Raw genomic sequence first — 22370 nt, 5'->3', positions numbered from 1 at the left:
GCAATGCGCCCCTACAAATCAGGATGATATGACCCGAGGACAATTTAAGGTGGCAGTATATCGAAGCCTTGCTCGCGTGCTGGGTTCTGAACTGACTCCACTTCCACAATCACATCGTCTGTGAATGTGATAAGCGCTTCCTGCACTTCCGGAAAACAATCGTGCCAGCTCATGCAATTTAGATTGTCGCAATTGTAATAACCGATGGTTTTGAAATTACCGCCCTCGGGTTTTTCCTCCGGTCGGCAATTACCACCTTCCCAGCTCAGCTTGTCGCCCATGCGATAGCTGGCTTGCTTCAGCGCACCTGCGCGAAAGCCGATGCCTGAGTCTACTGCGCTGCCGCAGTAGGGACACTTAAGAGCGTGATAGAGCGTGTTAAAGCCGACGGTGTTCATTACCTACGACTTTACAGCAAGACGACCTTGTTTGGCATCAATCAAGCGTTGTTCAGCAACACGATCAGCTGCAACGTGAGGCGGAATGCCTTCGTCTTTCGAGCGTGTGAGAATCGAAGTGATTGTGTTGTAGATCTGGCTTACTTTGCCCAAGACAACTTCTTTGTTGTAGCCATCGAGTTCGGCGGCAACGTTAATTAAGCCACCTGCGTTGATTGCATAGTCAGGAGCGTAAACAACGCCACGCTTGAACAATTCAAAGCCATTGGATTCTGTTTCCAATTGGTTGTTTGCGCAACCGGCAATTACTTTAGCTTTCAATTGCGGGATTGTTTTAGCGTTCAAGATTGCACCCAAAGCGCATGGAGCGAATATTTCGCAGTCAACGCCATAGATTTCATCCGGTCCAACTGGTGTGGCACCGAATTCAGTGACTACTCTTTCAATTTGGTTTGGATAGATGTCTGTTACGTACAGCTTTGCGCCGGCATTGTGAAGGTAGCTGCTCAAGTGATAGCCAACGTTACCTACACCTTGAATGGCAACTTTGATGCCTTCAAAACTTTCGCCCAGTCCAGCAAATTTCAATGCAGCCTTCATACCTTGGAAGGTACCGAAAGCAGTCATGATAGATGGATCGCCGCTACCACCCTCGTTGCTGCCGCCGACTGCGTGCTTTGTCTGTGTACGGATGGTGTCGATATCATCAACCTTCATGCCGACATCTTCAGCAGTGATATAACGACCGCCTAATGAATCAACACAACGTCCAAATGCTTTTAACAGCTGCGGTGTCTTTTGGGTACGCGAGTCACCGATGATGACTGCCTTACCGCCGCCCAATTTCAAGCCTGCGACAGCCGCTTTGTAAGTCATGCCGCGAGCCAGACGGAGAACATCTCTAAGAGCCGCAGCTTCATCTGTATAAGGCCACATGCGGCAACCGCCCAATGCTGGTCCTAATACCGTGCTGTGAATACCAATGATGGTCTTCAAACCTGATTCTTTGTCCTGGAAGCAGGCGACTTGCTCGTGCCCGTAGTTTTCCAGTTCCGTAAAGATACCTACCATGCGGATCTCCTAATAATGCGGCTTATGGCGCCTAAGGATATTTTACGGTCATTCTACTGTCAATGTATAACTCCTGCTATAAGTGCGGCAAACCGTAAAACTGTTCTAACTCAGACCCGCTTTTCTTAAGCTTTCATTACGATGCTTCGACTTTCCTTCCCGAAATATGTTTTCGTTTAGCACTACTATTAGCAAATAGACTTGCGTTTAGTATGCGTCAACAGATATCTGTGGTGAAGAGAACTTGGGTGTGACAGCCGACGTGAATCCTTTGCCGTTCGCTTACGAAAGAAAAGGGCGCATGCAATGCGCCCCTACGATTCAGAACTAAACTTTGGAACTACTTGCGCAGCGGCAAAACGCGCATGCGTTTGATGCCGGCGCCGGCGGCGGCGTCCATGACGGCTACGACGTATTTTTGTAGAGCGTCGGCGTCGGAAGAGAGATTAAGTGGGAGATCTTCTGTGCCGGCTTTTTGTTGTTCGGCTTGAATGACTTGTTGCACGTGTTGCGTATCAACAGGAGCTACGTTTTGTCCGTTGACTGTGACGGTACCTGCAGCTGAAACGTTAACGTCAATTTTTGGACCTTTATCCGGCTCGGCTGGTCTTGAGCTGCTCGCGACCGGTGGGTCAACTTTGAGGACCGACATATTAACCAACGGCGCAACAAGAATCATGATGACCAGAAGCACCAAAAAAACATCCGTCAACGGGGTGACGTTGATATCGGTAAAAATCTCGCCGCTTTTCCCCATTGCCATAGGTCGAAGGTCCTCCAGACAAAAACTACGTATCGTTAATCTTAGCGCCTTTCCTACAGCCCGACTAGCGACAAAACCCTAGAGCGATATCAGCAGAAACATTATCGGACGAGCTAGCGCAAGCTAGCCGATCTGTTGAAAACCTAAAAATGCCCACAGACTGGCGTCTTAAGGATTCTTTCTGCGAAATTTGTTTTCAAGCGGATTTACTTGCCAACAACAAACTTGATAGGTTCAAGGCAAAGAAATTACATTTCCGTACTTATATAAATAGATCTCAACAACAGAACCAAACCTAAAGCCCCGCCAGTAAATAACTCTCTCGCCAAAGCATTGTGCTTTGTCGGGATTTTTGGCCGGCCACAATTTTTCAAGGAGACAACCATGTCCAAGAGAAAATCCAGCGCAAAATCCAAAACACAGAAAAATCTCGCTGCCGCATTTGCCGGCGAATCAATGGCTAATCGCAAGTACTTGTACTTCGCAAAGATTGCCCGCAAATTAGGCAACGAAGAAATCGCCCGGCTTTTTGAAGAAACCGCCAATCAAGAAACCGGTCACGCTTTCATTCATCTCGAGTTGCTTTATCCCGAATCCGAAATGACAGTCGAAAAGCTTTTGGAGATTGCCATTGAAGGTGAGCTGCACGAAACCAACTCGATGTATCCGTCGTTTGAAAAGACGGCGCTCGCCGAGGGTGAAAATGCAGCAGCCGCCGAGTTTGTCGAACAAGCCAAAGAATCACGCGAACACGCAGAAATATTTCAAAAGGCAGCCAAGCGATTCAAAGCATTGGGTCTTGTCGAAGCGTTTCATGCCGGTCGTTACCAAAAGGCACTCGACAAAGTCAAAGGCGCCAAATGAGCGTACAATAGTGAGATCAACTTTCATGACCCCTCTTAGGCGTAAAAGACTCTTGAACAAGCTCCGGAATTACCCAAAGCTGAATATCCACGAACACCTCGATTGTTCCTTAAGGCACAGAACAATTCTGCGTCTCTGGGACAAGAAAAATTTTGTTGGTGAAAGCGATACCACTTTTCCACCAGATGTGCTCGAAGATTGGCGTGAAGCTCAAAAGCTCAAACAATCATCGAACAAATCTGATATCAAGAAGGGCAATGAGCTGGAGGACCAAGCGGTTCATAAGTTCGAGCAATTTACAAAATCATTTGCCAGTCAGTCCCTGGCACAATACGTAGCAGCAATTAACAGCTTTATTCTTCCCGTGATTCAAGACAAGCAAAGCTTGGAGTTGATCACGCGCGAGCGAATTGAAGATGCTGTTGCCGACGGCACAATTGCAATGGAGTTGCGCTATGCGCCGCAACTCAGTACTCGCAATGGGCTCAATCTGCGTGACGTTATGGACTGTATCACCGGCGTGCTCGCCACATCGCCTATCCCGGTGAGTCTCATAGTATGTGCCCTGCGGCATGAAAACGGAGAGATGGCGGAAGAATTGGCCGACCTGGCTATCGAATACAAAAAATTCGGAGTCACGGGCTTTGATCTGGCCGCTGATGAGAAGGCATTCCCCGGTATTCCTGAGTGGTGGCTCAAACAAGCCATACGCACTCAGCAAGCCGGATTGAAAGCAACAATTCATTTGGGTGAAACAAATCCTGTTTCAGAAGAAGAAATTGCAATTCTCGACAAAAACAACATCACACGCGTTGGTCACGGTATCCGCATAGTCGAGCCGATTGACCAAGTATTCGAAGTTTGTTTGACTTCCAACGTAGTAACCGGCCAGGTTAAGAGCCTTGCCGAACACCCCGTCAACAGGCTATACCAAGACGGGAGACGTGTGTGCATCAACACTGATGGTTTGACCTTCACATTGAGCTCGCTAACCAACGAGTACGCACATCTAGTCGAACACTTCAACTGGGGAATGGAAGATTTCTACGCGGTCAATTTGACTGCACTAGAAGCCTCCAACTTCTCGCCCAAAACCAAAGTTGCCTTAAGAACAAAGCTGCGCGCAGCCTACGCACCTCAATCTTAAGCTCACAAGTTTAGACCCGCATATTCCCCACATCCTTTCGAGGACGTGGGGAATTTTTTTACGAGGACACAACTATGAACAAGAATAAGAACACCCGCCTGGATGAACTCTTGAAGGACACTCAAAAGAGATCCACCGAAGGCATTACTTTGATGGTTATCGGTGCCGGATTGATAACCTTGCTTCTGTCCCTGCAGTTGCACTCTGTATTGCCGATTATCGCGGTCGCCGTCGTTGCACTGTTGATGCGGTTTAAATCCGCCGGCAGCAACAAAGCGACGAACGACTGCGAGATCGTCATCAGATACAACGAGAAAGGCACTCCGCCTGAGCACAGAAAAGCCGACGGCTCGCCACTGGTGATCACCCGCAGAATGCAGGACGCGCTCATTTCCGTACCGCTGGGTACGGCAATCGAGTTCACCACAAATGGCATTCCCGCGAAGAAAGTTGTTCTGAAGGACTATGACAACACAGCGTTTGACTACGCTTGGTTGCCTAATGGTTTCCGCCTCACCGTCAAGAAGGACATTCCTGAAGGACGCGCTCGCACTACAGACATCGCTGTGAATGACGAGCCTTTCTGGCTGGAATTCGCCTTCAGTAAAGCCTGCGACTAATAGTTGCAGAGCAAACACTAGATCGAAAGGGGTTGCTTATGCAGCCCCTTTTTCTTTTTTGCGTTGTTCTCCGATGTTTTATAGTAGTACACAAAAAGAAAAAGGCGCATTGCGAAATGCGCCTTTAGTTCATCGGTTCAACTTAGCCTTTACCGTTAGCTTTATGCGAAGTGCTTTAGCAAGAGCCTTGGCCGTGGTAGTCGTCATGCCCATTTCGCGATAGGCACTTACTTCCGCTTCCTTGATGCCGCTCACAAAAGCAGGAACATCAAGCCAGGACAATCCACAATCCCAATAGTCCTGTTTTGTCTTATTCAACGCCAGCAGTTTTTCTTCTTGCAAGCGCTCTGCAAGTCTTTCGTAGGACATTCCTTGGGATTCTCGGACCGACATCAGCATCATTCCCATGCCACCGACTGAGCACCGATTCAGCTCCTGTGCTGCATCAAGTCTTTCAGCAACTACGACTGTCGTAACCGGCAATAGATCAAGCATTGCCTGCATACGTTGCGCTGTTGAGCCATGATATTCATTTTTCTCGTTAGTCCGCACCTTTTGCGCTGTGCAACCCAGCTTTTCGGCAAATTCTTCTTGAGATAACCCGGCGGCTATGCGAAAGCAGATCAGCATACGCGGAAGAGTTCCAACATCAAATGACTCTACTATGTTGCCTGCCTTCAGTTGTTCGTAGAAGGCAATTTCTTCCAAGCACTGTCTTGCGTAGGTTGCAGAAGGAGAGCGTAACTTTTCGCGCACTTCTAGCGATTGGGCTTCGGTGGCCCCTTCGCTTTCGTACCTTGCAAAAAGCTCTTCCCAATTCGACAACATCTTTTTCGCGCACGCATATTCCTCATCAGTAAGTATCAGCGACATACAAGCCTCCTTTTTTTATTTTTGTTTTGTGTTACTTGCACTCCTGCAGCGCTTCTTGCGCAAGGCGAATGTCGCGGCGGATGTTGTCCCAAGCGCTAACTACAGCTTGGAAGTTGCCGGAACGCATTGCGTTGTGAGAGTCGTCCAGATACTTTTCGGCATCGGCGACAAAGATTTGCGCCTTTTCGGACGGCGTCAAGCAAGCACAGTCCTTCTCGGTTTTTTCCTTGACTTTGGCCGCTGCGATTTGCTTTTTCACTTGCGCCAATTCAACCTTCATCTTGCGAGCGCGGTCCGTTGCGCCAAAGGGAATTTCCAACTGTTGAATAATCGGCAGCGGGATGGTCCATGGCGAGACTTCCAATGCTGCGTTAGCGCCGATGAAAGTGTTAACGGCAGTATAAAATGCAAGCACGCCGCTTCCCCACACGCCGGCCGTCTTCAGCAGCGCGAACAATTCTTGTTTGTCGATAACTTTCTTTTCCTTTTCCATTACTTTTTCTCCCTCATCAACAACTCGAACACAAGCATCTGGGCACACAAATAAATGGCCATTGCTTGAAGGATTGGATTCGCCGGGTGTGCAAGTGCTGCATAATTAAAGAGCACTCTGGCTAATTCTCCTAACTGCCCAGCAATCGGATAAAACACCGGAGCGGTGTATTTGATAATCCACACACCGATGTAGTCGGACAGAATCGTCGCCACACGCAGTGCGATCTCGCGCAAATGCACAAACACCAGTGTCAATACCGACACGACTGTGCTGAAATGCGCAACGGTGATCATTGTCGCGCGTTGCTTAGGATCGATGTGGTCCTTAATGGCCTGAAAAAGACGCGATACTTGCAGACCGACCAACACACCCATCACGAGAGCAATAACTGTAACCATGGGGATACCTCTTTTGATTTGGATTAGTAAAGGGCGCATGCAATGCGCCCCTACGAAGGACAGATATGAGCAGTGAAGTATCTCGCCGACATTGAAGTCGTGAGATCCTTCGCTTTGCTCAGGATGACGTGAGCTAAGATCAGCTACTTGATCTCGGAGATGTTAAAGACTGACGCAATTGCCAGCTTGATGATCTCCATGTAATACGGGATATTCAATTTGTCGACCGTATCTTGCATGCTGTGATAGTTGGGATTGAATGCCGTATCCGTGAACTCTTCAGAGAACATCAAAGCCGCATATCCGTGATCCAAAAATCCAGCATGGTCTGAACGACGATTCATTTCATCGTTGTGCGTGTCATAGGGCGTCAAGTCCAATTCGTATTGGTGACAGGCTCGCAGCACATCTTCGTAATACTTGTGTGCACCATTCTTGTTTTCACCATCATGCACATCCATGCGATTGCCTTCTGTGCCGTGATAGGCGACCATATCGAACTGAATCATCAGCACTAGACTTTCGCCTTCGTTTCTCACCTTGTCCGAATAGGCGTAAGAGCCTTCCAGCCCCTGCTCTTCATTGGTGAATATACAAAAGTCTATGTCGTACTTGGACGGCGGCATCTTGCTCAACGCGCGAGCCACTTCCAAAAGCAAGACCATGCCTGAGCCATCGTCGTCTGCGCCTTTGGTCTTCTCGTTTTTCCAGGTGGCGCCGGCAGTAGCATCGCCGTGGGCGCCCAAGATAATTCGCTTTTTGGAACTACCGTCGCCGGCAAGTGTCGCCACCAGATTGTAGTGACCCTTCGCATAGTCGTGATGCTCAGTCGTCAGTCCCAGTGCCTGAAACTGTTCGTCGATGAAGGGCATAGCCAAGTCGTACAGCTCTTTTGAATGTGAGCTGCGCGAAGTAATTGTTCCAGTGACTTTTTGACCATTGCGAGTAACAGTTACGGGAAGTTCTCCTGTGAGCTTTTTCAGGTTCTCCACAATGCGATCACGACTAACTTGGCTAAATGCCGCCAATACGCGTTGGTCTTTTGGTGGCAGATTGGTTAAGTCAACTTCAGGACGCGGCGCAAGGCTCGTACGTCTCTGAGCAGAGCGGTCGTATTTGCAATGACTGGTATCAGCCTTTGGCGGGTGACATTGATCCGGCTTAACTGAATTTGATTTTTCGCTCTTGTTGCGAGCAGACGCCATCAAAACGAGAATGGCGATTGGAACAGTAATTCCGATGAGTAAGACTTCAAACATGATGAGTACCTCCTAATGCACGCGAAGGCGCCAGGCACAAACACGTGCTGGAGCGGTAAATAACGAGGCAGAACAGAGGGCGCATGCAATGCGCCCCTACAACTTCGTGAGTGTGGGAAAAATCAGCAGGCTCTAATCAAAGCCCGCGCATGTAAATTTCAAATGACTGATTGGTTTCTGAGTTAGACCAAATGTGTTTCTGTTTTTCCGAATGAAAAAGTACTTTGACTCTAACAATTACCGAGCTTGCAAAGCAATAAGAAAAAGCCCCGTGCGCCAGCCGCGCCACATCTTATTAATCAGTAATTGCTAATAAAACTAGCTATCGAAATATATTTAGCACTATGGTGTGGAAGTTACGTAGTCACTAACTTCTCACACAAAAGTTCTCAAATTTAGACCCAGAGCACTTTCCACTCTTGTTTATTCCTCCTGCGCTGCAGGACGGATGATCTGGGACTAATAAAAAACACTCTTTAACAACTGGTCCAAATAAGGGCCACAGCCAATCGAAGGTCTGCCGGCGGCAGAGCTTACTCACTCACACGCACGCAATTGGCTGTGGCGCTGCCGCACGCCAAGGAGGAAAACCCATATGCGCAATCCGAATCTCACACCAAAAGACGAGCGCGAACTCCAGCTCCTTCGCGACGAAAAAACTCGGGAAAGACAAAATCTTGCCGAGGAACTTGGTCTTGCCGAATCAGTAAAAATTCACGGCAAACCTGAGCTGGATCTCCGTCCATATCTCAAATACAAACTTGCGGTCGAGCGTCTCGATAAGCTGGTCAAAGAACTCGAAGCCGACTTCGGCTCAGACGGTAACACCCGCACCCTGACATCCCCGATCGACCAGGGTGGTTTGTACAGCAAACCAATGCCTGCTGACGACGAGGGCGGCAAGCGCCAGCAAGCCTGGAATTGCCTGCGTAGTCTCGGAATTCGTGACACCATCCCAATTGACAAAGTGCATTTGAGAAACGCCGGAACCGAAGAGTACACGCAAGTCGTTGATGGCCCAAATGGCGAAAAGATCGAAGAAAAACGATTCATGGTCAAACTTCGTCAAGTCGCCAAAGTCGAAGGTCGCAAACAACCAGTCTGGTATCTCGGTGGTAACGCTGCTGTTCAAGTACACATGAACGAAGTAGGTGTTGTCTACAAAATCGACTCGACTCTTGCCCGTGGTGCACGTCCGCGTACGTTGAACGGCACCATCAGCGCAGAAGAAGCAGTTGATATTGCTAGACAAGCTTTCGCCAGTAAGTGCGAACAGATGGGCAAAGCTCGTCTGCGTTTCCAGAAAGACGGTCATCACTCCGATCTCGTCTATCTGGTCAAGCTGTCCGACAGACGCCTGCGCAGCAAGCGTGATCCGGAATGTCCGGAAGAGCTGAATGCGCGTACGGTCATTTACTTCGTCAATGCGAAAACTGGTGAAGTGAAAGAGCAGCATCAAACACTGCGCTACCACGAGCCGGTAGGACCGGATGGCAAACTTGTTGAAGTGAAGACGAAGTCTTTCGCCACCATTCCTTATGGTCGTCCGGACAAGCAGTCTCCCAACAAGGAGAAAGAGCTGTATGCCGAACTCGACAAGGAAAGCTACGATAGGCTTCTGACTCTTGCATCTATGGACAAGGACGGTAAAATCATTCTCGAGAATGAAACCTGCAAAGTCCACTACAACAAGACAAGTCAGGATCCAACTCGCAAGAAAGCCAAGTCCAAGAAGGCAAATGCCGACAGACCTGTCTGGACAACCAAAGTCGATCCGCTGCAAGATGGCACTTTCAACTACAAGCCCGGTCAGGAAGAATACGATGCAATTCTTATCTTCCTAGCGATCAACTTTGAGATCGAGTATCTCAAAGCGCGTGGTCTGAAGGCGCCGAAAAAGCCAATCACGGTATTCGTTCACGACGAATCAGTGCGCGACAACGCGTACTTCGATCCGGACAAGAATGAAATCCACATTGGCGTCGGCTCCGGCGGCAACTGGGGTCTGTTCAAGAAGATCTGCTTCGACCTTGGTGTAACCTGGCACGAAGCTGGCCACTGGGTTGTCTGGCTGCAGACACCTGGTCAAGATCTTCCTGGCGATGAAGGTGGTGCTATGCACGAATCTACAGGCGACATGATGGACATCATCATGGACCTCCTGTACATCGCCACCTATCTGAGCAAGATCACAGGCGAGAAGTTCACCAAGGATACGATTCGCAAATACCACTGGATCATCGGCTACTACTGCCTTGCTCCCGATGGTATCCGCAATCAGCGCGAACCGAAGAAAGTCTACCCGAAGGATATGGAGAACGAAGTCCACAACGATGGACTCATCTCCGGTCAAGCATGCGTGCAAGTTCTGCTCGACATGTGCGACGCCACCGGCGACGACGTCTCGGCTCTCGATATCCTGGATCACTTCGCCAGAATTTACCTTGGCGCTCTGGCCATCGTGCCTGCCGACAAGGTGAAGTTCGCCGACATGCTGCGCGCCATGATCACTGCCGATAGAGAAATCTTCGGCGGCAGATATCGCGAAAGCATCGAGCACGGCTGGAAAGACCACGGTGTCACGCTGGATTCATCCAGCAAGAGAAAGTTGGCTGCGTAACCAACTACGCAAAGCGGAGGGACTAGCTCTCTCCGCTTTGCACTTACGCTAGGTACACCGTTGGTAGTGGAAAGCCACCGGTCTTCCTCGCGTACTTACCAGTTCTTGATTTTGACAAGGAGATTCCTATGTTTAAGAACTTGTTCAACGCTCTGCGAAATGCACTCGCAGCACTTCGGCGTTTGCTCACTTTTGGTTCACGCAAAGCCGGCAGTCCGGATGAAAATCCCAAGCGCCGCTATGATTTGAACTGGAAACTGACCGGCTATTTCAACAATGCCGATCATCCAGCAATTAGCGCCGACTACGACCGACTTGCCAAAGAAGAAGGCGACGGCAATACCATCACCTGCTTCAACACCGACAAAGACTGGCAATGCAAAATGGGCGGCTGCCACGACCCGGGCACCGAGATAATCGAGCGTCCAGGATGGGAAGACGAAAACCGCACCGTAGCCAGCCGCAAAGGCCCGCCTCATCTAACGCATGCCGAGCGCAAGGCGTGGTACGACGAAGTGAAGGCGAAGCACAGCTAAGCCAAACGCATCAATGCAGAACCGGGAGTGAGGACAGCGGGCGCATGCAATGCGCCCCTACAAAGTACCTCGCAACCAGTTCTGCGTTTTTGCTTTTTTGACTTTTTGTACGATGTGCCGTAGTAGTTGCCACAAGAGCAAATCGCCAGCCGCGCTAGCTTGCTTACGCGTAGAATCCCCCATCTACACGTCCCACAGATCTATCATTCATTACTAACTAATTTGTTATGGTCGAGATAGACCATTTCAAATTCAATTTTGGAAAACAAGCACTTATAGCCTAAAACCCTATTGCTTCTTACATCGCAAACATCTGTCGCCTTACTTATCGCGACGGGTTTTCGGCTGCGCATTGTCTCGCATAACAATCAGAGGTCACCTTATGGACTTAACACAAGTACTCCTGCTCATTCTTGTCGCGCCATTCGGCGCCGGACTTGTTGCCTACAAGCTTTTGTTGTCAATAAAGCTGGCAAACGAAAAACATCAAGACGCTCTTGATCTAGCTATTTCCTTAGCCTGCCAACTCTCCTTTCTCTATCCATTTATCGGCGGAATAATGGGAGTCTTTCTCATCCCGTTTAAATCACCGATGATGCTCGTTTTTCTAGCATCCGTCTCATTTGCGATTGGCTTCTGCTTCGTACGCATAAACGCGGCCGATCGCGCAATAAAAGCACGCGAAAAACGCACAGTGCGCGTTGAGCTGGAGGAAGAAACATTTGACCAATTGAAACAGATCCAAGTCAAGACAGGCGTGTGGGTTGGCGACCAAGTAAAGCAAATCGTCGAAACTTCACTCCGGTGGAAATATCTTGAGACAAGTTCGCACGCCTGGAAAAAGCAGCTCTACGTCAAAGGACGCAAACTCACCGCAGCGACTGTCTGGACGACCATGGGAGCAAACAAGCTCTCAGTCGAGCAAGCCGCCGACAACTGGGACTTGCCGCAAGAAGCCATTGGAGAAATTGTCGCTTACTGCGAAGCGAACAAAACGCTTCTCAAAAAAGAAGCCGCGGAGGAGCTGCGCCTGATGAATGAAAGCCACTGCACCTTTAAGCCAAAGGAGAACTGACGATGACACACGAATCACCACTTACAACTGCAGCCGTTACTGCCGCCAGCGCTCTCAAAATGACCAGATCGGCAGCCTGGCAAACTTTCGCGCATGCGCAGCAAGAAGCCGTCAATGCAAAAGCACTGCTCATCGCACCGTCAGACTTGTTGTGCGGACTGTTGCTCAATGTACAAGCTGTCAACGCCCACGACGCATTGTTGAAGCTTGGTGTACAGCGCATCGACGAAACCCTGGCTGCCATTCGGTCTAATCGCACCATGCCGGCAACGATGAAAGACATCCTGCTCAGTCGTCTCTACGGGCACTACCGAGATGTCGTTGCGCGGTCAGTAAACGAAACAGAGAATCTTCTGGTTGAGAGACTGAAAACTTTACAGATGGACATCTTGCCGGAAATTGAAGAAATGGCTGCACAATCCATCAAGAGCTTTCGCGCATGCAACATAGACGATGATGAAGCAATTGATGCCGTCAGAGAGTTGCGTGAAGCAACCCTCAACGAAATCGCAAACATCCAATCTACCCTTCAGAAAACCAGCGCTTCGATTACTCAACGAGCGCTTAGCATCAACGAACCGGAAAAGCTGCTTTCATCGTGGCATTGGAGCATGAATAAAGGGTTTCCGCCGGCAGTAAATGCAACCGACATCGAGCATGTGTTCTCCAAAGAAAGTCAACACATTCTCTGTCTCGCGCGCGAAGTTGCTTGCGACAGCTGGATAGAAAACATGCACCTGCTGTACGCATTGGCAGCCGATTTCGAAGGACCCGGACAAAAAGCTCTCAAGGCAATCTCTGTTGATCCAACAATGTTGCGCTTACTTATTCAAGAACGCATGGCACCAAGTGAGGTAAACCCATGGAATTCATCACAAGAGAATTTGAGCTAACCCACAGACTCATTTCGATGATCAAGGACGCAGCGACAAAGACTCAACTCAACGAAGCCTGGGTCTTTGCCGCCCTCATAGAAGCCGGATTGAAACGTACAAGCACCGAAGACATTTGGTCGATTGAGACGAAGCGAAAGGGAAATACCTCTCTGCCAAAATACAGTGTTTGCATCAACACTGTACTCAACGACAAAATAAGAAACCTCGCTCGCCTGTGCAGCATCATCACGGATGACGGCGACTCCGACCTTGACGAGACAGCCGCCCGATTGCTCATTCTGGCGCTCACCGATCGAGAATCTGAATTCAAAGACAGCTTAAACCAGGATGACCTCGATCAACTCTTCTTGTCCAATCCGGAGCTGGGACTAAAAATTCGCAGCTAGCCTATTCAAAAGCGGAATCGACTTCATCGTCGATTTCTCTTTTGCTTAATTATCACTATGCTATATAGTTGCTAACCGCAAAAAAGTTCAAGAGCATAGCCAACAACGCTCTTGAACTTAAATTTACTGCAAATGCGCATCCAACCAGAAGTTGAGCACATCAATGATGCCGGGCTCAATCTCGGTTGTTTCCACTAGAAGGTGTCCCTTGTCCTGCAACAAGACTAGGGTCTTGTCCGAATTCAACATATTTCCATATTGCTTGATAGTGGACTTCGGATTGCATAGACGATCCTTCTTGCCGACAACAAAAAGCACCGGCTCATCCGACGGAATTGAAGCAACGCTTTTTCTGCCCTTCATGTTGAAGAAGAGACTTTGAAAAAGGTCGACTATCGATTGATTGTTGCGACTCAACGGGTCGTTGATTTGTGCAAGCGCTTGCTTGCGGTCGTCAGACAAGCGATTCTTCAGGTATGGAGCTACACTCAAACCGCCATGCGGGCTTGTGAGTCCACGCGCAAATGTCACAAGCATGTACGGATGGAAAAACAAATGCGGCTTTACGTAGGGATTAATCAGAACACCACCGGCAACCAAGTCTGGAGCATCAGCCAAAAGCTTTTCAGCCATATTTGCGCCAAGACTTTCGCCAAGCACAAACACCGGTACATTCGGGAAATACTCGTGCAATCTTTGGATGATTGCAACTGAATCGGCTTCGCTCTTGGCGTAATTGAATCGTTTGTCTTCGGATGTACCAAATCCCTCATGCACCCATTTGCCGTAACCACGCATATCCAAGGACACAAGCATGACATTTTTCTCGGCCATGGCCTGTCCCAAAGTACGGAATGAGCGGCCGTGCAGGCAACCACCATGAAGAGCAACTACGATTGCTTTTGGCGATGAATTCGTGAGCATCCAAGTATAGACCGGTAAGTGCATGTCCTGAAAAAGTGTGGAGTCAAAATCCTCAACCACTTGCGACTGAGCAAATCCAGTCTGCGATGAGGCAAACAGAAGAAAAGTAGCGACGAAGAGTGATAAGAGTCTTGCCGAAAATGAGCGGCAAGCAACAACAAGCTGTCTCATGATGACACCTCTGGTAAAAATTTTGGGGCTAGATTCTGGTGAGTTGGCTTTAAAGTGAGCCCACTTTTCGTGGGCTCACTTTAACTACACGCTCTTATGGTGCAATATTGGTCTCAGGATTTGTGTAGGTGTGCGTCATGCCATAACGCAAAAGATCGGCATAACGAATTGCTTCTTGCGTAAGCTTTTCCCTGTCAGGAAAACGGTCACCTCCTTCGCGAGTTCCATAACGCAGAAGCAATGCGTGCAAAGCCACTTGCGCTGAATACACTCTGTCACGCTCAAATCTCTCCTTTTCGGAAATCTTCGCATCATATCTGTTCGACGGATAAGTATTTGGTGCGTAACCATAAGGCGGCGGCATGTCGTTTGACTTTCCATACTGCTGCACATGCTGGCTATAATGCATCAAATACTCAGGCGAAGCTTGCTGAGAGTAATTTTGCACTGGGTAGGGATTTGTTCTTGGTCCATAGCTATAACCATACGTGTTACCGTAATAAGCAGCATTGGGAATATTACCGTCGATGTAATACTCGTTGGGATTTTGCCTTTTCGGTATTGGATAGCCATAGAACTCAGGTCTTTTCGGTCTGAAGTCCTTGTTAGGAAGACCATAAGGAATGCTTACTGTCGCTTTCTTTGTCACCTGCTTTTTGGCAGGTGTTTTCGCTTCCACTGCCTCAACTGCCGCAAAAGCAAAACTAAAAGCCAGCAATGCTCCTAGAATTCGCACTTTTCTTACCATGATTTTTCTCCTTCAAAATTGCTAATGAAGGGAAAACTGAACAGCGGCTGTGTTTCAACAATGCTGTTCAGTTGTTCCGCTCAGTAGCTGATTAGAGACGATGACGTCCCGTGAAGCGGGATTTGTAATCGTCGTTTTCATTCAAGATTTCGCCTCGAACGAATTTTCCTACACCGAATGTTTCGGGTAGGTTCTGCAACTCGAGTTTCTTCTTAGACGTTGCAGTAAAGCTCAACTCAGATTCAGTGATGGCAACGGTCAAACTGCCGGTACCAAACTTGTCTTCAAACGACTGGGCTGTTTTCTCAACCAAAGATTTTGCGTTTCTCACCTTGTCCTTGAGGGTATAGGTGACTCGGTAGTTAGGATTTGCTTTGGGTGGAACCCAGCCTTGTGGAACTAAACTCATATTGCTTTCCTCGCAATTGGGGATGTGCACTGAAACAAGCACCAGAAAAACTAGGCAACACAAACCGCCAGGCACTTGCCTGCGATAAATGTCTTGTGTTCCTAACCTGTACGCTTTTCTAGCCGATCAATGTTCCAATAACTAAATAGTTATATATAGGCCTTGAACCTAACAAAATTGGAACTTCAAATTCAAATTAACGCTTTGTCATTCTCCGCGAAGTACTCCGGCGGTCTGTTGACCGGGTCGTACTGTCTGGCGAGGATTTCGTTTTCCATCTTCGCGAGCATCTTTGGTTGCGCTTTATATTCACGGCCTACAAGGCGACGAAGCGTCCGCCATACGGCGACAACCGACTTCACCAACGAAAGTCTCGGTCTGTAGAAGAAAAGCTTGCCCCAGTGCTTCAGACGGAATCTGAACGACTTCAAATAGAGCAGGTCATACAACATCTTGTCGAACGAATAAAGCAAAACATCGGCATCTGGAAGAGCCTGCTCAAGCGGCTTCAAGTACAAGCGCGCCGGATACTTCGCGGCAAATATTCTGCCGGCTTGTTCATAAAGCGCTACTGTCTTAGCCGCGATTTCCTTACGCTGAAACTCGTCTAACACACGCTTGCGTGCGTTAACCGCAAGTCTGCGACGCTCGTTTTCGTCTTGCAACAACTTCAGCAATGACGCGGCTATTGCATCAGGGTCACGAGGCGGAATAATTATTCCCGACTCACCGGCAACGATGTACTCTTTCGTACCGCCGCCTGACGTGCCAATTACAGGCAATCCGCAAGACATTGCTTCCAAGCAAGTGTACGGCGAATTGTCATAGACAGACGGCACGATAGAAATATCAGCCGATCGATAATACGACGGCAATTCCGCCAAAGGCACACGGTTGATAAATTGCACATGCTGCGTGCAGCCATGCGCCCGCAACGAGTCTTGCAGTTCAGCAAGCACGGATCTCTGTCCTTTTGCGTTGTTGGTGTCATCACCAATAATCACAAAACGCACATTGGAAAACTTCTCTATTACTTTCGGAATAGCATTGACCAGATCACCAATACCCTTGCGTTCTTCCAAGCGTCCTACAAATAGAACAGTCAACTTACCGTCGCTAGCGAGCGATTTCGGACCTTCCGGAGAAAACTTATTTGGATCAATTGGATTTCTGACTATAGTAATTCGCTCGCGCGGATAATGCATGTCTTCAGCGACAAAATCAGCCAAATCTTCACTCGGCGATGTAATTACATCAGCAGAAATCATCGCCATTCTTTCAAGCATGGCGACAAACTGGTGATCAAAATTCGGACTGACATTATGCAGTTTCTCTGCAATAAATTTCGAATGGGGCGTATACAGTCTCACCAACATCGGCACAGCCTTAGTTACCGAAGGCACGAGTCCTTCAGCCAACAACTCCGGCGTATCGACAACATCAAAAGGCTTCTCTTCGTGAAGCTCAATAAATTTCTGCCAAAGCGCAGATGCTACTCGAATTACGTAGCGGCTGTACGGCATGCAAATCGAAACAGCGCCGAGGTCACCATAAATTTGGTGGGGCACAACTCTATGAACTTTTATGCCGTCTTGCTCGACTGTTTTTGCTTCGTCCTTAGCCAGAGCAATAACCACGACTTCGTGCCCGAGCTCTTTCAGCCCCTGGGCCAGGTGGTTGGCAAACGTCGCAATGCCGCCCCAGCCGGTATCAGGCGGATACTCCCGCGATATCAAGCAAATTCTCATGCCGTTATTTTAGATCATAGGAATTCAACCTAATTGAAACCTTTCTCACGGACGGCAGGCCGTTGATTTACTAGTACTTGACAACGCTTGGCGGCTAACTAGATTTGCTATATACAAGGTTCTCTACTTATTGCCGTGATATCATCGAGCACTCTTGATTACGGGGCTTGCCTGGCAAAAGCATGCTGTTTAACAGTTTTACCTATCTCGTATTTTTGCCAATCGTCGTCGCACTTTACTGGGTGTTGCCGCCTGTTTTTCGTCGCACACTTTTACTAATCGCCAGTTATCTCTTCTACATGAATTGGAAGCCTGCTTACGGCTTGCTAATTCTGGCACTGACCGTCGTTAACTATTTCCTTGGCTTAGCGATCCACAAATTTACCGACAAGCGCAAACCAATTCTGACGCTTGGGCTTATCTTCAACTTGGGCTGTCTCTGCTTTTACAAGTACGCGAATTTCTTGCTTGATTCGGCATGGCAATCTGCAACATGGCTACATACCAGCTTGCATTTGCCGATGAATCTTCCGGCAACAAGTCCGGCGCTGGATATTATTCTTCCGTTGGGAATTTCCTTCTTCACTTTTGAATTCATTCATTACATAGTTGATGTCTATCGCGGCAGCAAGCCTGTAACAAACTTCCGCAATTTTGCCTTGTTCGCAGCATTTTTCCCATCACAAATTGCCGGTCCAATTAAGCGCTTTCAAGATTTTGTTGAGCAAATGCTCACAGAGCCTGTGTTTAAACCTGCATATTTTCAATCGGGAATGTTTCTGATTTTCCTCGGACTATTCAAGAAAATCGTCCTTGGTGATAATCTCGGTCGCGTCGTAAATGCCGGATTTGCGCACCCTGAAACATTAGGCACAATGGATGCCTGGATAGCGGTTGCCGGATTTACTTTCCAAATCTTCTTTGATTTCTCAGGCTATACAGATATCGGTCGCGGCTCTGCGTTGTTGTTCGGCTACAAAGTGCCGGAGAATTTCAACTGGCCGTTTCTTGCAGCTAACCTCACCGACTTCTGGCGTCGCTGGCACATTTCCCTTTCAACATGGTTGCGCGACTATCTATTTATTCCTTTAGGTGGATCACGCGTTAGCCCATTACGCCAACAAATAAACGTCATGATCACGATGGTTCTTGGTGGTCTCTGGCACGGCGCTGCCTGGCACTATGTCATCTGGGGTGCATTCCACGGCTCAGGACTTGTGCTCAGTAAAGAATGGCACAATCTGGTAAGCCGTCTGCCTTGGTTGGCGCGTTTCAGACCGCACGCAATTTGGCATTATTCAGGCGTTGCATTCACATGGTTTTTCCTTTTCATGGCCGGCGTTATCTTCCGTGCCGACAATGTGCCGCACGCGTTGAATATGACCAAGCACATGTTCACGCTGGCTCCTTCGTATGCAGTCACTCATCAATTTTTGATGTCAACCTTGCCTATCACCATTTCACTTTATTTGGTATTTCTCTTGCTCTGCGCTTGGCGCGACAGCGTCGCCAGAAAGGGCGAGCACGCCAATGCTTCCGTTAAGAAATTCATGACCAGCACTGCCAACTGGTGGCAAGGTTCATGTCCCGCGCAAATTGCCGTATATGCCGGCATGGCAATAATTATCCTAGGTTTTGCTCCGCGCCAGGTGGCGCCATTCATCTACTTCCAATTCTGAGGAAACATGTCACCTGTAACCACATCACCAACTGTAAAAACACCAGCCGAGAGCCTCAAGAAGCCTCGTTCAAAGTGGCGCATGGCTTTGGAAACCACAGCGTTTCTAGCAGTGAGCGTTGCATTACTCGAATGGTTTCTACCAATTGCTGGTGTTGGACAAGAAGAGTTCTTGCAACCGGATACAAAGCTCGGCTGTCGTCACATTCCAAGCAAATATGTTGTCTGGCGTATGGAAGGTTTTTCCAGAGGACATTTAAACAGCACCGGATTGCGTGATGTTGAACACAATATTGAAAAAAAACCAGGCACAATACGAGTTGCCTTGCTTGGTGATAGCTCCACAGAAGGACTGCAAGTTCCACTAGAGGACACTTACGCAAGAATCGTTGAACAACAACTGAATGCAAACGGCACTCAGAAGTACGAAGTGATCAACTTCGCATGCTCCAGCTATTCAACCGGACAGCAACATGAGCAATTCTTGAACGAAGTGACCACCTACAAACCGGACATCACCGTTTTACTCTACAACCGTGGAGACGCCGTTGAGAATATTCGCAAGCCAGGCAAGTTGAATGTAGAGCCGCGTCCGTATTTCTATCTTGACCAACAAGGCAATCTGCAACCGGATAACTCTGTACTTAACTACAACAAAGCCAAGCTTTCTCCAAACCCGGTTTTTGATTTCTTGAGAGCGCACAGCAGCATCTATGGCGTCTTAAGCTCAACACATCTGGCACTTTGCACCAACGAACCGCTTTACGGCAAACTCAAAAATGCCTTTGATTGGCTTTCCAATTTGGGCAACACTAATAAGAATGTGTCCAATGTTTTGTATCCCGAACAAAACGCCTTTGAAGTAACACGCAGCTTACTCCTGGACTTAAACAAATCCTGCAAAGCAAACAACAGCAAATTCGTACTTTTAGTTTTTCCAAATACTTTAGGTGATCTGGATCTTGCCTACCAGGCTAAGCAGTTGCTCACTTTGAGCAAAGAAGAAAACTTCCCAAGCTTCGATCTGACGCAGTCTTTCTACGACTCGGGAAACCCCGGCGCGCTTTTCCTCGAATACCACTTCTCGTCCGCCGGACACAAAGTCGTCGCTGATCAGCTGACAAAACTTCTTCAGAAAACATAAAACCCTCCGCTAACAGCGCGAGGACTCCTTGGAGCTTTTCTCTTCAAGGTAGTCAACAATTATAGTTTTAAGGCCCTGTCTTATTTCTATTATGTATTTACACATGAATAAACGACTAAAACACAGACAGGTACCAATTAGCTTCTAACCCACACCCATAGCTCATTTCCGAAAACCACTCGGGGCATTTTGCTCTCCGGGTGGTTTCTTACTTGCCTGACTCATTCTTCGAAGATCACTAACGAGGAGCAATTCCGTATGAAGAAAAACAACTATCTCATTACCCTGGTTCGTTCAAACCACTCTCGTGATGTCTACGTGCCCAGCTTGGCACGACCCGAGAATGCAGCAATCATGAAGTCATCGGAGTTTGCTCAAACGGCGTTGCAGAAGGTCGCCAAGTCAGCAAACTGCAAGCTTAACTTCGTCTCGAATCCAGATGAGTTTGGCATCATCGGTGTCACCTGCGACGTTGCCACAGCAGAAGCAATACAGAAACAAACCAACCTGGTTGCCTCCGTTCTCAACATTCACGAGCCTTGTGTGACAGACCCTTGGGACTTGCTCGACGTTCTAAGAGACGAACAAACGCGCATCGGCTTTGCCGAGTTGCGTAATGAGCGGCGTTTCCAAAAAGACGTCGAAGCGGCCTTCTCCCGAATCAATCGAGCAAGCCTCAGAGAATTCTGCGCCGACTTAATTAAACTGTCCGGCGGAGAATTAATTCACCTCGATTTACCGGCAATAGGAAATTACTTGGGCTTGTCGCAAGATGAATTGAGTCAGTTCATGATTCTCTCGCCCAATACTCTGCAAGCAACCTTTCCCAGCCCAGGCACTTCCGCAACCGTGATCAATCGAGCATACGCGCTTCTGGTAATTGCTTATCATCTGCGCAAAATTTTCGAAAGGCACGATCGCGCCACTGCCTGGATGCTGCGCACACAGCCGGAAGGCTGGCAACACAAAGGCCTCTCGGCAAAGGACTGCCTGCTGAACGGCTATTACATGCCAGTTTACAGTCACCTCACAGAAATAACTAGAAGACCTGACAGACCACTTGTTGGAGGAACACACGGATGTTCACACGATTATTTTCACGCCTCAAGACGTTTTTAAAGAAAGGCGAAACAACGACGAAGAAAGAGCAAGATGCGCCTTCTTTGGTTGACTACAGCGAAGAGCTCGTCAATTTCCAAAGCGGCACTCTTCGCATTTGCGGTACACTCACCCGTCCCAATACTGACCGTTTGTGTCCGGCAGTCGTGCTCATCCACGGCTCCGGACCACACACAAGAGACGAAGTAATCGGACCACACAAGCCATTTCAATTGCTGGCCGATTACTTAAGCCGCCGAGGAATTGCCGTGCTGCGCTACGACAAGCGCGGCATTGCTTATTCTGACGGTGATTATTCTGCGTCCACCTTTTACGACTTTGCTGATGATGCCGAAGCTGCATTCAAGTTTTTACATTCACGCGAAGATATCGACACGCGGCAGATAGGACTTGCCGGACACAGCCAAGGTGGATTAATTGCCCCTATCGTGGCGAGCCGAAATTCCTACGTCGCTTTTGTCGTGTTGTTGGCAGCGCCGGCTATAAATGCCGATGCGTTGCTCAAATCGCAACTTAAGACCTACGACAAAATTCGAGGACTCGACGACAGGCACATCAGGCACAACTTGCGCCTTGCCCAGAAAGCAAACGACATCGTAAGAGCAGAGCCGAATAATATAATCGCCGCGCAAAAAATAGCGGACTTGCGCAGGGGTCATTTCTATGAAGAAATTCACAGACCCTTCATGGACAGCAGAATAGAGGAGCTTACAAGCAATGGACATCGCTGCTTCCTCAATCATGACCCACGCCCAGTTCTTTCCACACTCACATGTCCGGTGTTGGCACTGAATGGCGAAAAAGACATGCAAGTATTTGCCGATGAGAACCTTTCATCAATCAGATCTTGTCTATCACGCAACAAAAAAGCTCTAGCCATAAAACTAGCCGGCTTAAATCACATATTCCAAACCTGCAAAACAGGTTTGCCAGACGAGTACGAACTACTGCCAGAGACCCTGGCACCAACAGTTTTGCAACTCATCAGTGACTGGATAACCAAAACAACCAGTCACTAACTCAACGC

23 protein-coding genes are annotated in these 22370 nt (G+C 48.4%); 12 read left to right on the top strand and 11 right to left on the bottom strand.

What is annotated here, in order from left to right:
• Positions 1–44 precede the first annotated feature (44 nt).
• From K2Y22_15260 to K2Y22_15250, 3 genes are all read right to left on the bottom strand, one after another.
• Positions 45–398: a hypothetical protein gene (locus K2Y22_15260; GenBank protein ID MBX9879815.1), complete on the bottom strand. Its 354-nt coding sequence runs from the start codon at positions 396–398 to the stop codon at positions 45–47.
• A 3-nt stretch (positions 399–401) separates the two neighbouring features.
• Positions 402–1469, bottom strand: coding sequence for a leucine dehydrogenase (locus tag K2Y22_15255; GenBank protein MBX9879814.1), 1068 nt, complete (start codon positions 1467–1469; stop codon positions 402–404).
• A gap of 340 nt (positions 1470–1809) precedes the next feature.
• Complete coding sequence (locus tag K2Y22_15250; protein MBX9879813.1) at positions 1810–2232, bottom strand: biopolymer transporter ExbD; 423 nt, start codon at positions 2230–2232, stop codon at positions 1810–1812.
• Positions 2233–2616: 384 nt separating this feature from the next.
• On the opposite strand from K2Y22_15250, the gene K2Y22_15245 reads away from it, so the two are divergent.
• The 3 genes from K2Y22_15245 (at position 2617) to K2Y22_15235 (ending at position 4863) form a co-directional block, all read left to right on the top strand.
• On the top strand, positions 2617–3096 hold the full coding sequence (locus K2Y22_15245) for a rubrerythrin family protein (GenBank protein ID MBX9879812.1): 480 nt from the start codon (positions 2617–2619) through the stop codon (positions 3094–3096).
• 52 nt (positions 3097–3148) lie between these two features.
• Positions 3149–4243 carry a hypothetical protein gene (locus tag K2Y22_15240; GenBank protein ID MBX9879811.1) on the top strand — a complete coding sequence of 365 codons (1095 nt, stop codon included), beginning with the start codon at positions 3149–3151 and terminating at the stop codon, positions 4241–4243.
• A gap of 74 nt (positions 4244–4317) precedes the next feature.
• A complete protein-coding gene (locus K2Y22_15235) occupies positions 4318–4863 on the top strand; it encodes a hypothetical protein (GenBank protein MBX9879810.1) in 546 nt (181 codons plus the stop codon).
• Between the two features lie 129 nt (positions 4864–4992).
• On the opposite strand, the gene K2Y22_15230 is transcribed toward K2Y22_15235, so the two are convergent.
• The 4 genes from K2Y22_15230 to K2Y22_15215 form a co-directional block, all read right to left on the bottom strand.
• Entirely contained in the window at positions 4993–5736 is a 744-nt protein-coding gene (locus K2Y22_15230) for a hypothetical protein (protein ID MBX9879809.1), read from the bottom strand.
• Positions 5737–5767: 31 nt separating this feature from the next.
• Entirely contained in the window at positions 5768–6229 is a 462-nt protein-coding gene (locus K2Y22_15225; protein MBX9879808.1) for a hypothetical protein, read from the bottom strand.
• Entirely contained in the window at positions 6229–6630 is a 402-nt protein-coding gene (locus tag K2Y22_15220; GenBank protein ID MBX9879807.1) for a hypothetical protein, read from the bottom strand. Before K2Y22_15220 ends, K2Y22_15225 begins: the two co-directional genes overlap by 1 nt.
• A 143-nt stretch (positions 6631–6773) precedes the next feature.
• The gene (locus tag K2Y22_15215; GenBank protein ID MBX9879806.1) at positions 6774–7889 is read right to left on the bottom strand and encodes a M28 family peptidase; all 1116 of its coding nucleotides are present in this window, start codon (positions 7887–7889) and stop codon (positions 6774–6776) included.
• A 595-nt stretch (positions 7890–8484) separates the two neighbouring features.
• Between K2Y22_15215 and K2Y22_15210 the strand changes: the two genes are divergently transcribed.
• From K2Y22_15210 to K2Y22_15190, 5 genes are all read left to right on the top strand, one after another.
• Complete coding sequence (locus tag K2Y22_15210) at positions 8485–10509, top strand: PepSY domain-containing protein (protein MBX9879805.1); 2025 nt, start codon at positions 8485–8487, stop codon at positions 10507–10509.
• 128 nt (positions 10510–10637) lie between these two features.
• Positions 10638–11045, top strand: coding sequence for a hypothetical protein (locus tag K2Y22_15205; protein ID MBX9879804.1), 408 nt, complete (start codon positions 10638–10640; stop codon positions 11043–11045).
• 382 nt (positions 11046–11427) lie between these two features.
• Positions 11428–12120 carry a hypothetical protein gene (locus tag K2Y22_15200; GenBank protein MBX9879803.1) on the top strand — a complete coding sequence of 231 codons (693 nt, stop codon included), beginning with the start codon at positions 11428–11430 and terminating at the stop codon, positions 12118–12120.
• A gap of 2 nt (positions 12121–12122) precedes the next feature.
• Complete coding sequence (locus K2Y22_15195; GenBank protein MBX9879802.1) at positions 12123–13013, top strand: hypothetical protein; 891 nt, start codon at positions 12123–12125, stop codon at positions 13011–13013.
• Complete coding sequence (locus tag K2Y22_15190) at positions 12983–13402, top strand: hypothetical protein (GenBank protein MBX9879801.1); 420 nt, start codon at positions 12983–12985, stop codon at positions 13400–13402. Before K2Y22_15195 ends, K2Y22_15190 begins: the two co-directional genes overlap by 31 nt.
• Before the next feature lie 123 nt (positions 13403–13525).
• Here the strand turns inward: K2Y22_15190 and K2Y22_15185 are convergent, their stop codons facing one another.
• The 4 genes from K2Y22_15185 to K2Y22_15170 form a co-directional block, all read right to left on the bottom strand.
• The gene (locus K2Y22_15185) at positions 13526–14497 is read right to left on the bottom strand and encodes a lysophospholipase (GenBank protein MBX9879800.1); all 972 of its coding nucleotides are present in this window, start codon (positions 14495–14497) and stop codon (positions 13526–13528) included.
• Between the two features lie 94 nt (positions 14498–14591).
• Positions 14592–15245 (bottom strand): hypothetical protein, encoded by a 654-nt coding sequence (locus K2Y22_15180; protein MBX9879799.1) that lies wholly within the window; start codon positions 15243–15245, stop codon positions 14592–14594.
• Positions 15246–15336: 91 nt separating this feature from the next.
• Positions 15337–15654 carry a hypothetical protein gene (locus K2Y22_15175; protein MBX9879798.1) on the bottom strand — a complete coding sequence of 106 codons (318 nt, stop codon included), beginning with the start codon at positions 15652–15654 and terminating at the stop codon, positions 15337–15339.
• A gap of 191 nt (positions 15655–15845) precedes the next feature.
• On the bottom strand, positions 15846–17390 hold the full coding sequence (locus tag K2Y22_15170) for a glycosyltransferase family 4 protein (protein ID MBX9879797.1): 1545 nt from the start codon (positions 17388–17390) through the stop codon (positions 15846–15848).
• Between the two features lie 194 nt (positions 17391–17584).
• Here K2Y22_15170 and K2Y22_15165 point away from each other — a divergent pair, with 194 nt between their 5' ends.
• The 4 genes from K2Y22_15165 (at position 17585) to K2Y22_15150 (ending at position 22362) form a co-directional block, all read left to right on the top strand.
• Positions 17585–19081 carry a hypothetical protein gene (locus K2Y22_15165; protein ID MBX9879796.1) on the top strand — a complete coding sequence of 499 codons (1497 nt, stop codon included), beginning with the start codon at positions 17585–17587 and terminating at the stop codon, positions 19079–19081.
• Positions 19082–19087: 6 nt separating this feature from the next.
• Positions 19088–20224 (top strand): SGNH/GDSL hydrolase family protein, encoded by a 1137-nt coding sequence (locus K2Y22_15160; protein MBX9879795.1) that lies wholly within the window; start codon positions 19088–19090, stop codon positions 20222–20224.
• A 258-nt stretch (positions 20225–20482) separates the two neighbouring features.
• Positions 20483–21343: a hypothetical protein gene (locus tag K2Y22_15155; protein MBX9879794.1), complete on the top strand. Its 861-nt coding sequence runs from the start codon at positions 20483–20485 to the stop codon at positions 21341–21343.
• Positions 21304–22362: an alpha/beta fold hydrolase gene (locus K2Y22_15150; GenBank protein MBX9879793.1), complete on the top strand. Its 1059-nt coding sequence runs from the start codon at positions 21304–21306 to the stop codon at positions 22360–22362. Before K2Y22_15155 ends, K2Y22_15150 begins: the two co-directional genes overlap by 40 nt.
• The last annotated feature ends 8 nt before the right edge of the window (positions 22363–22370 follow it).

The organism is Candidatus Obscuribacterales bacterium, assembly GCA_019744775.1.
In the GTDB taxonomy this organism is placed as follows: Bacteria; Cyanobacteriota; Vampirovibrionia; order Obscuribacterales; family Obscuribacteraceae; genus SBAT01.
The sequence above is the reverse complement of the archived record's forward strand: the minus strand, read 5'-3'. Positions and strand labels throughout refer to the sequence as shown.

Bases quoted from the DNA above. Each gene is read 5' to 3' on its own strand.
- K2Y22_15205 (MBX9879804.1), top strand. From the start codon at position 10,638: ATGTTTAAGAACTTGTTCAACGCTCTGCGAAATGCACTCGCAGCACTT.
- K2Y22_15225 (MBX9879808.1), bottom strand. From the start codon at position 6,229: ATGGAAAAGGAAAAGAAAGTTATCGACAAACAAGAATTGTTCGCGCTG.
- K2Y22_15245 (MBX9879812.1), top strand. From the start codon at position 2,617: ATGTCCAAGAGAAAATCCAGCGCAAAATCCAAAACACAGAAAAATCTC.
- K2Y22_15210 (MBX9879805.1), top strand. From the start codon at position 8,485: ATGCGCAATCCGAATCTCACACCAAAAGACGAGCGCGAACTCCAGCTC.
- K2Y22_15155 (MBX9879794.1), top strand. From the start codon at position 20,483: ATGAAGAAAAACAACTATCTCATTACCCTGGTTCGTTCAAACCACTCT.
- K2Y22_15215 (MBX9879806.1), bottom strand. From the start codon at position 7,889: ATGTTTGAAGTCTTACTCATCGGAATTACTGTTCCAATCGCCATTCTC.
- K2Y22_15190 (MBX9879801.1), top strand. From the start codon at position 12,983: ATGGAATTCATCACAAGAGAATTTGAGCTAACCCACAGACTCATTTCG.
- K2Y22_15260 (MBX9879815.1), bottom strand. From the start codon at position 398: ATGAACACCGTCGGCTTTAACACGCTCTATCACGCTCTTAAGTGTCCC.
- K2Y22_15235 (MBX9879810.1), top strand. From the start codon at position 4,318: ATGAACAAGAATAAGAACACCCGCCTGGATGAACTCTTGAAGGACACT.
- K2Y22_15160 (MBX9879795.1), top strand. From the start codon at position 19,088: ATGTCACCTGTAACCACATCACCAACTGTAAAAACACCAGCCGAGAGC.
- K2Y22_15230 (MBX9879809.1), bottom strand. From the start codon at position 5,736: ATGTCGCTGATACTTACTGATGAGGAATATGCGTGCGCGAAAAAGATG.
- K2Y22_15220 (MBX9879807.1), bottom strand. From the start codon at position 6,630: ATGGTTACAGTTATTGCTCTCGTGATGGGTGTGTTGGTCGGTCTGCAA.
- K2Y22_15200 (MBX9879803.1), top strand. From the start codon at position 11,428: ATGGACTTAACACAAGTACTCCTGCTCATTCTTGTCGCGCCATTCGGC.
- K2Y22_15255 (MBX9879814.1), bottom strand. From the start codon at position 1,469: ATGGTAGGTATCTTTACGGAACTGGAAAACTACGGGCACGAGCAAGTC.
- K2Y22_15195 (MBX9879802.1), top strand. From the start codon at position 12,123: ATGACACACGAATCACCACTTACAACTGCAGCCGTTACTGCCGCCAGC.
- K2Y22_15150 (MBX9879793.1), top strand. From the start codon at position 21,304: ATGTTCACACGATTATTTTCACGCCTCAAGACGTTTTTAAAGAAAGGC.
- K2Y22_15165 (MBX9879796.1), top strand. From the start codon at position 17,585: ATGCTGTTTAACAGTTTTACCTATCTCGTATTTTTGCCAATCGTCGTC.
- K2Y22_15250 (MBX9879813.1), bottom strand. From the start codon at position 2,232: ATGGCAATGGGGAAAAGCGGCGAGATTTTTACCGATATCAACGTCACC.
- K2Y22_15180 (MBX9879799.1), bottom strand. From the start codon at position 15,245: ATGGTAAGAAAAGTGCGAATTCTAGGAGCATTGCTGGCTTTTAGTTTT.
- K2Y22_15185 (MBX9879800.1), bottom strand. From the start codon at position 14,497: ATGAGACAGCTTGTTGTTGCTTGCCGCTCATTTTCGGCAAGACTCTTA.
- K2Y22_15175 (MBX9879798.1), bottom strand. From the start codon at position 15,654: ATGAGTTTAGTTCCACAAGGCTGGGTTCCACCCAAAGCAAATCCTAAC.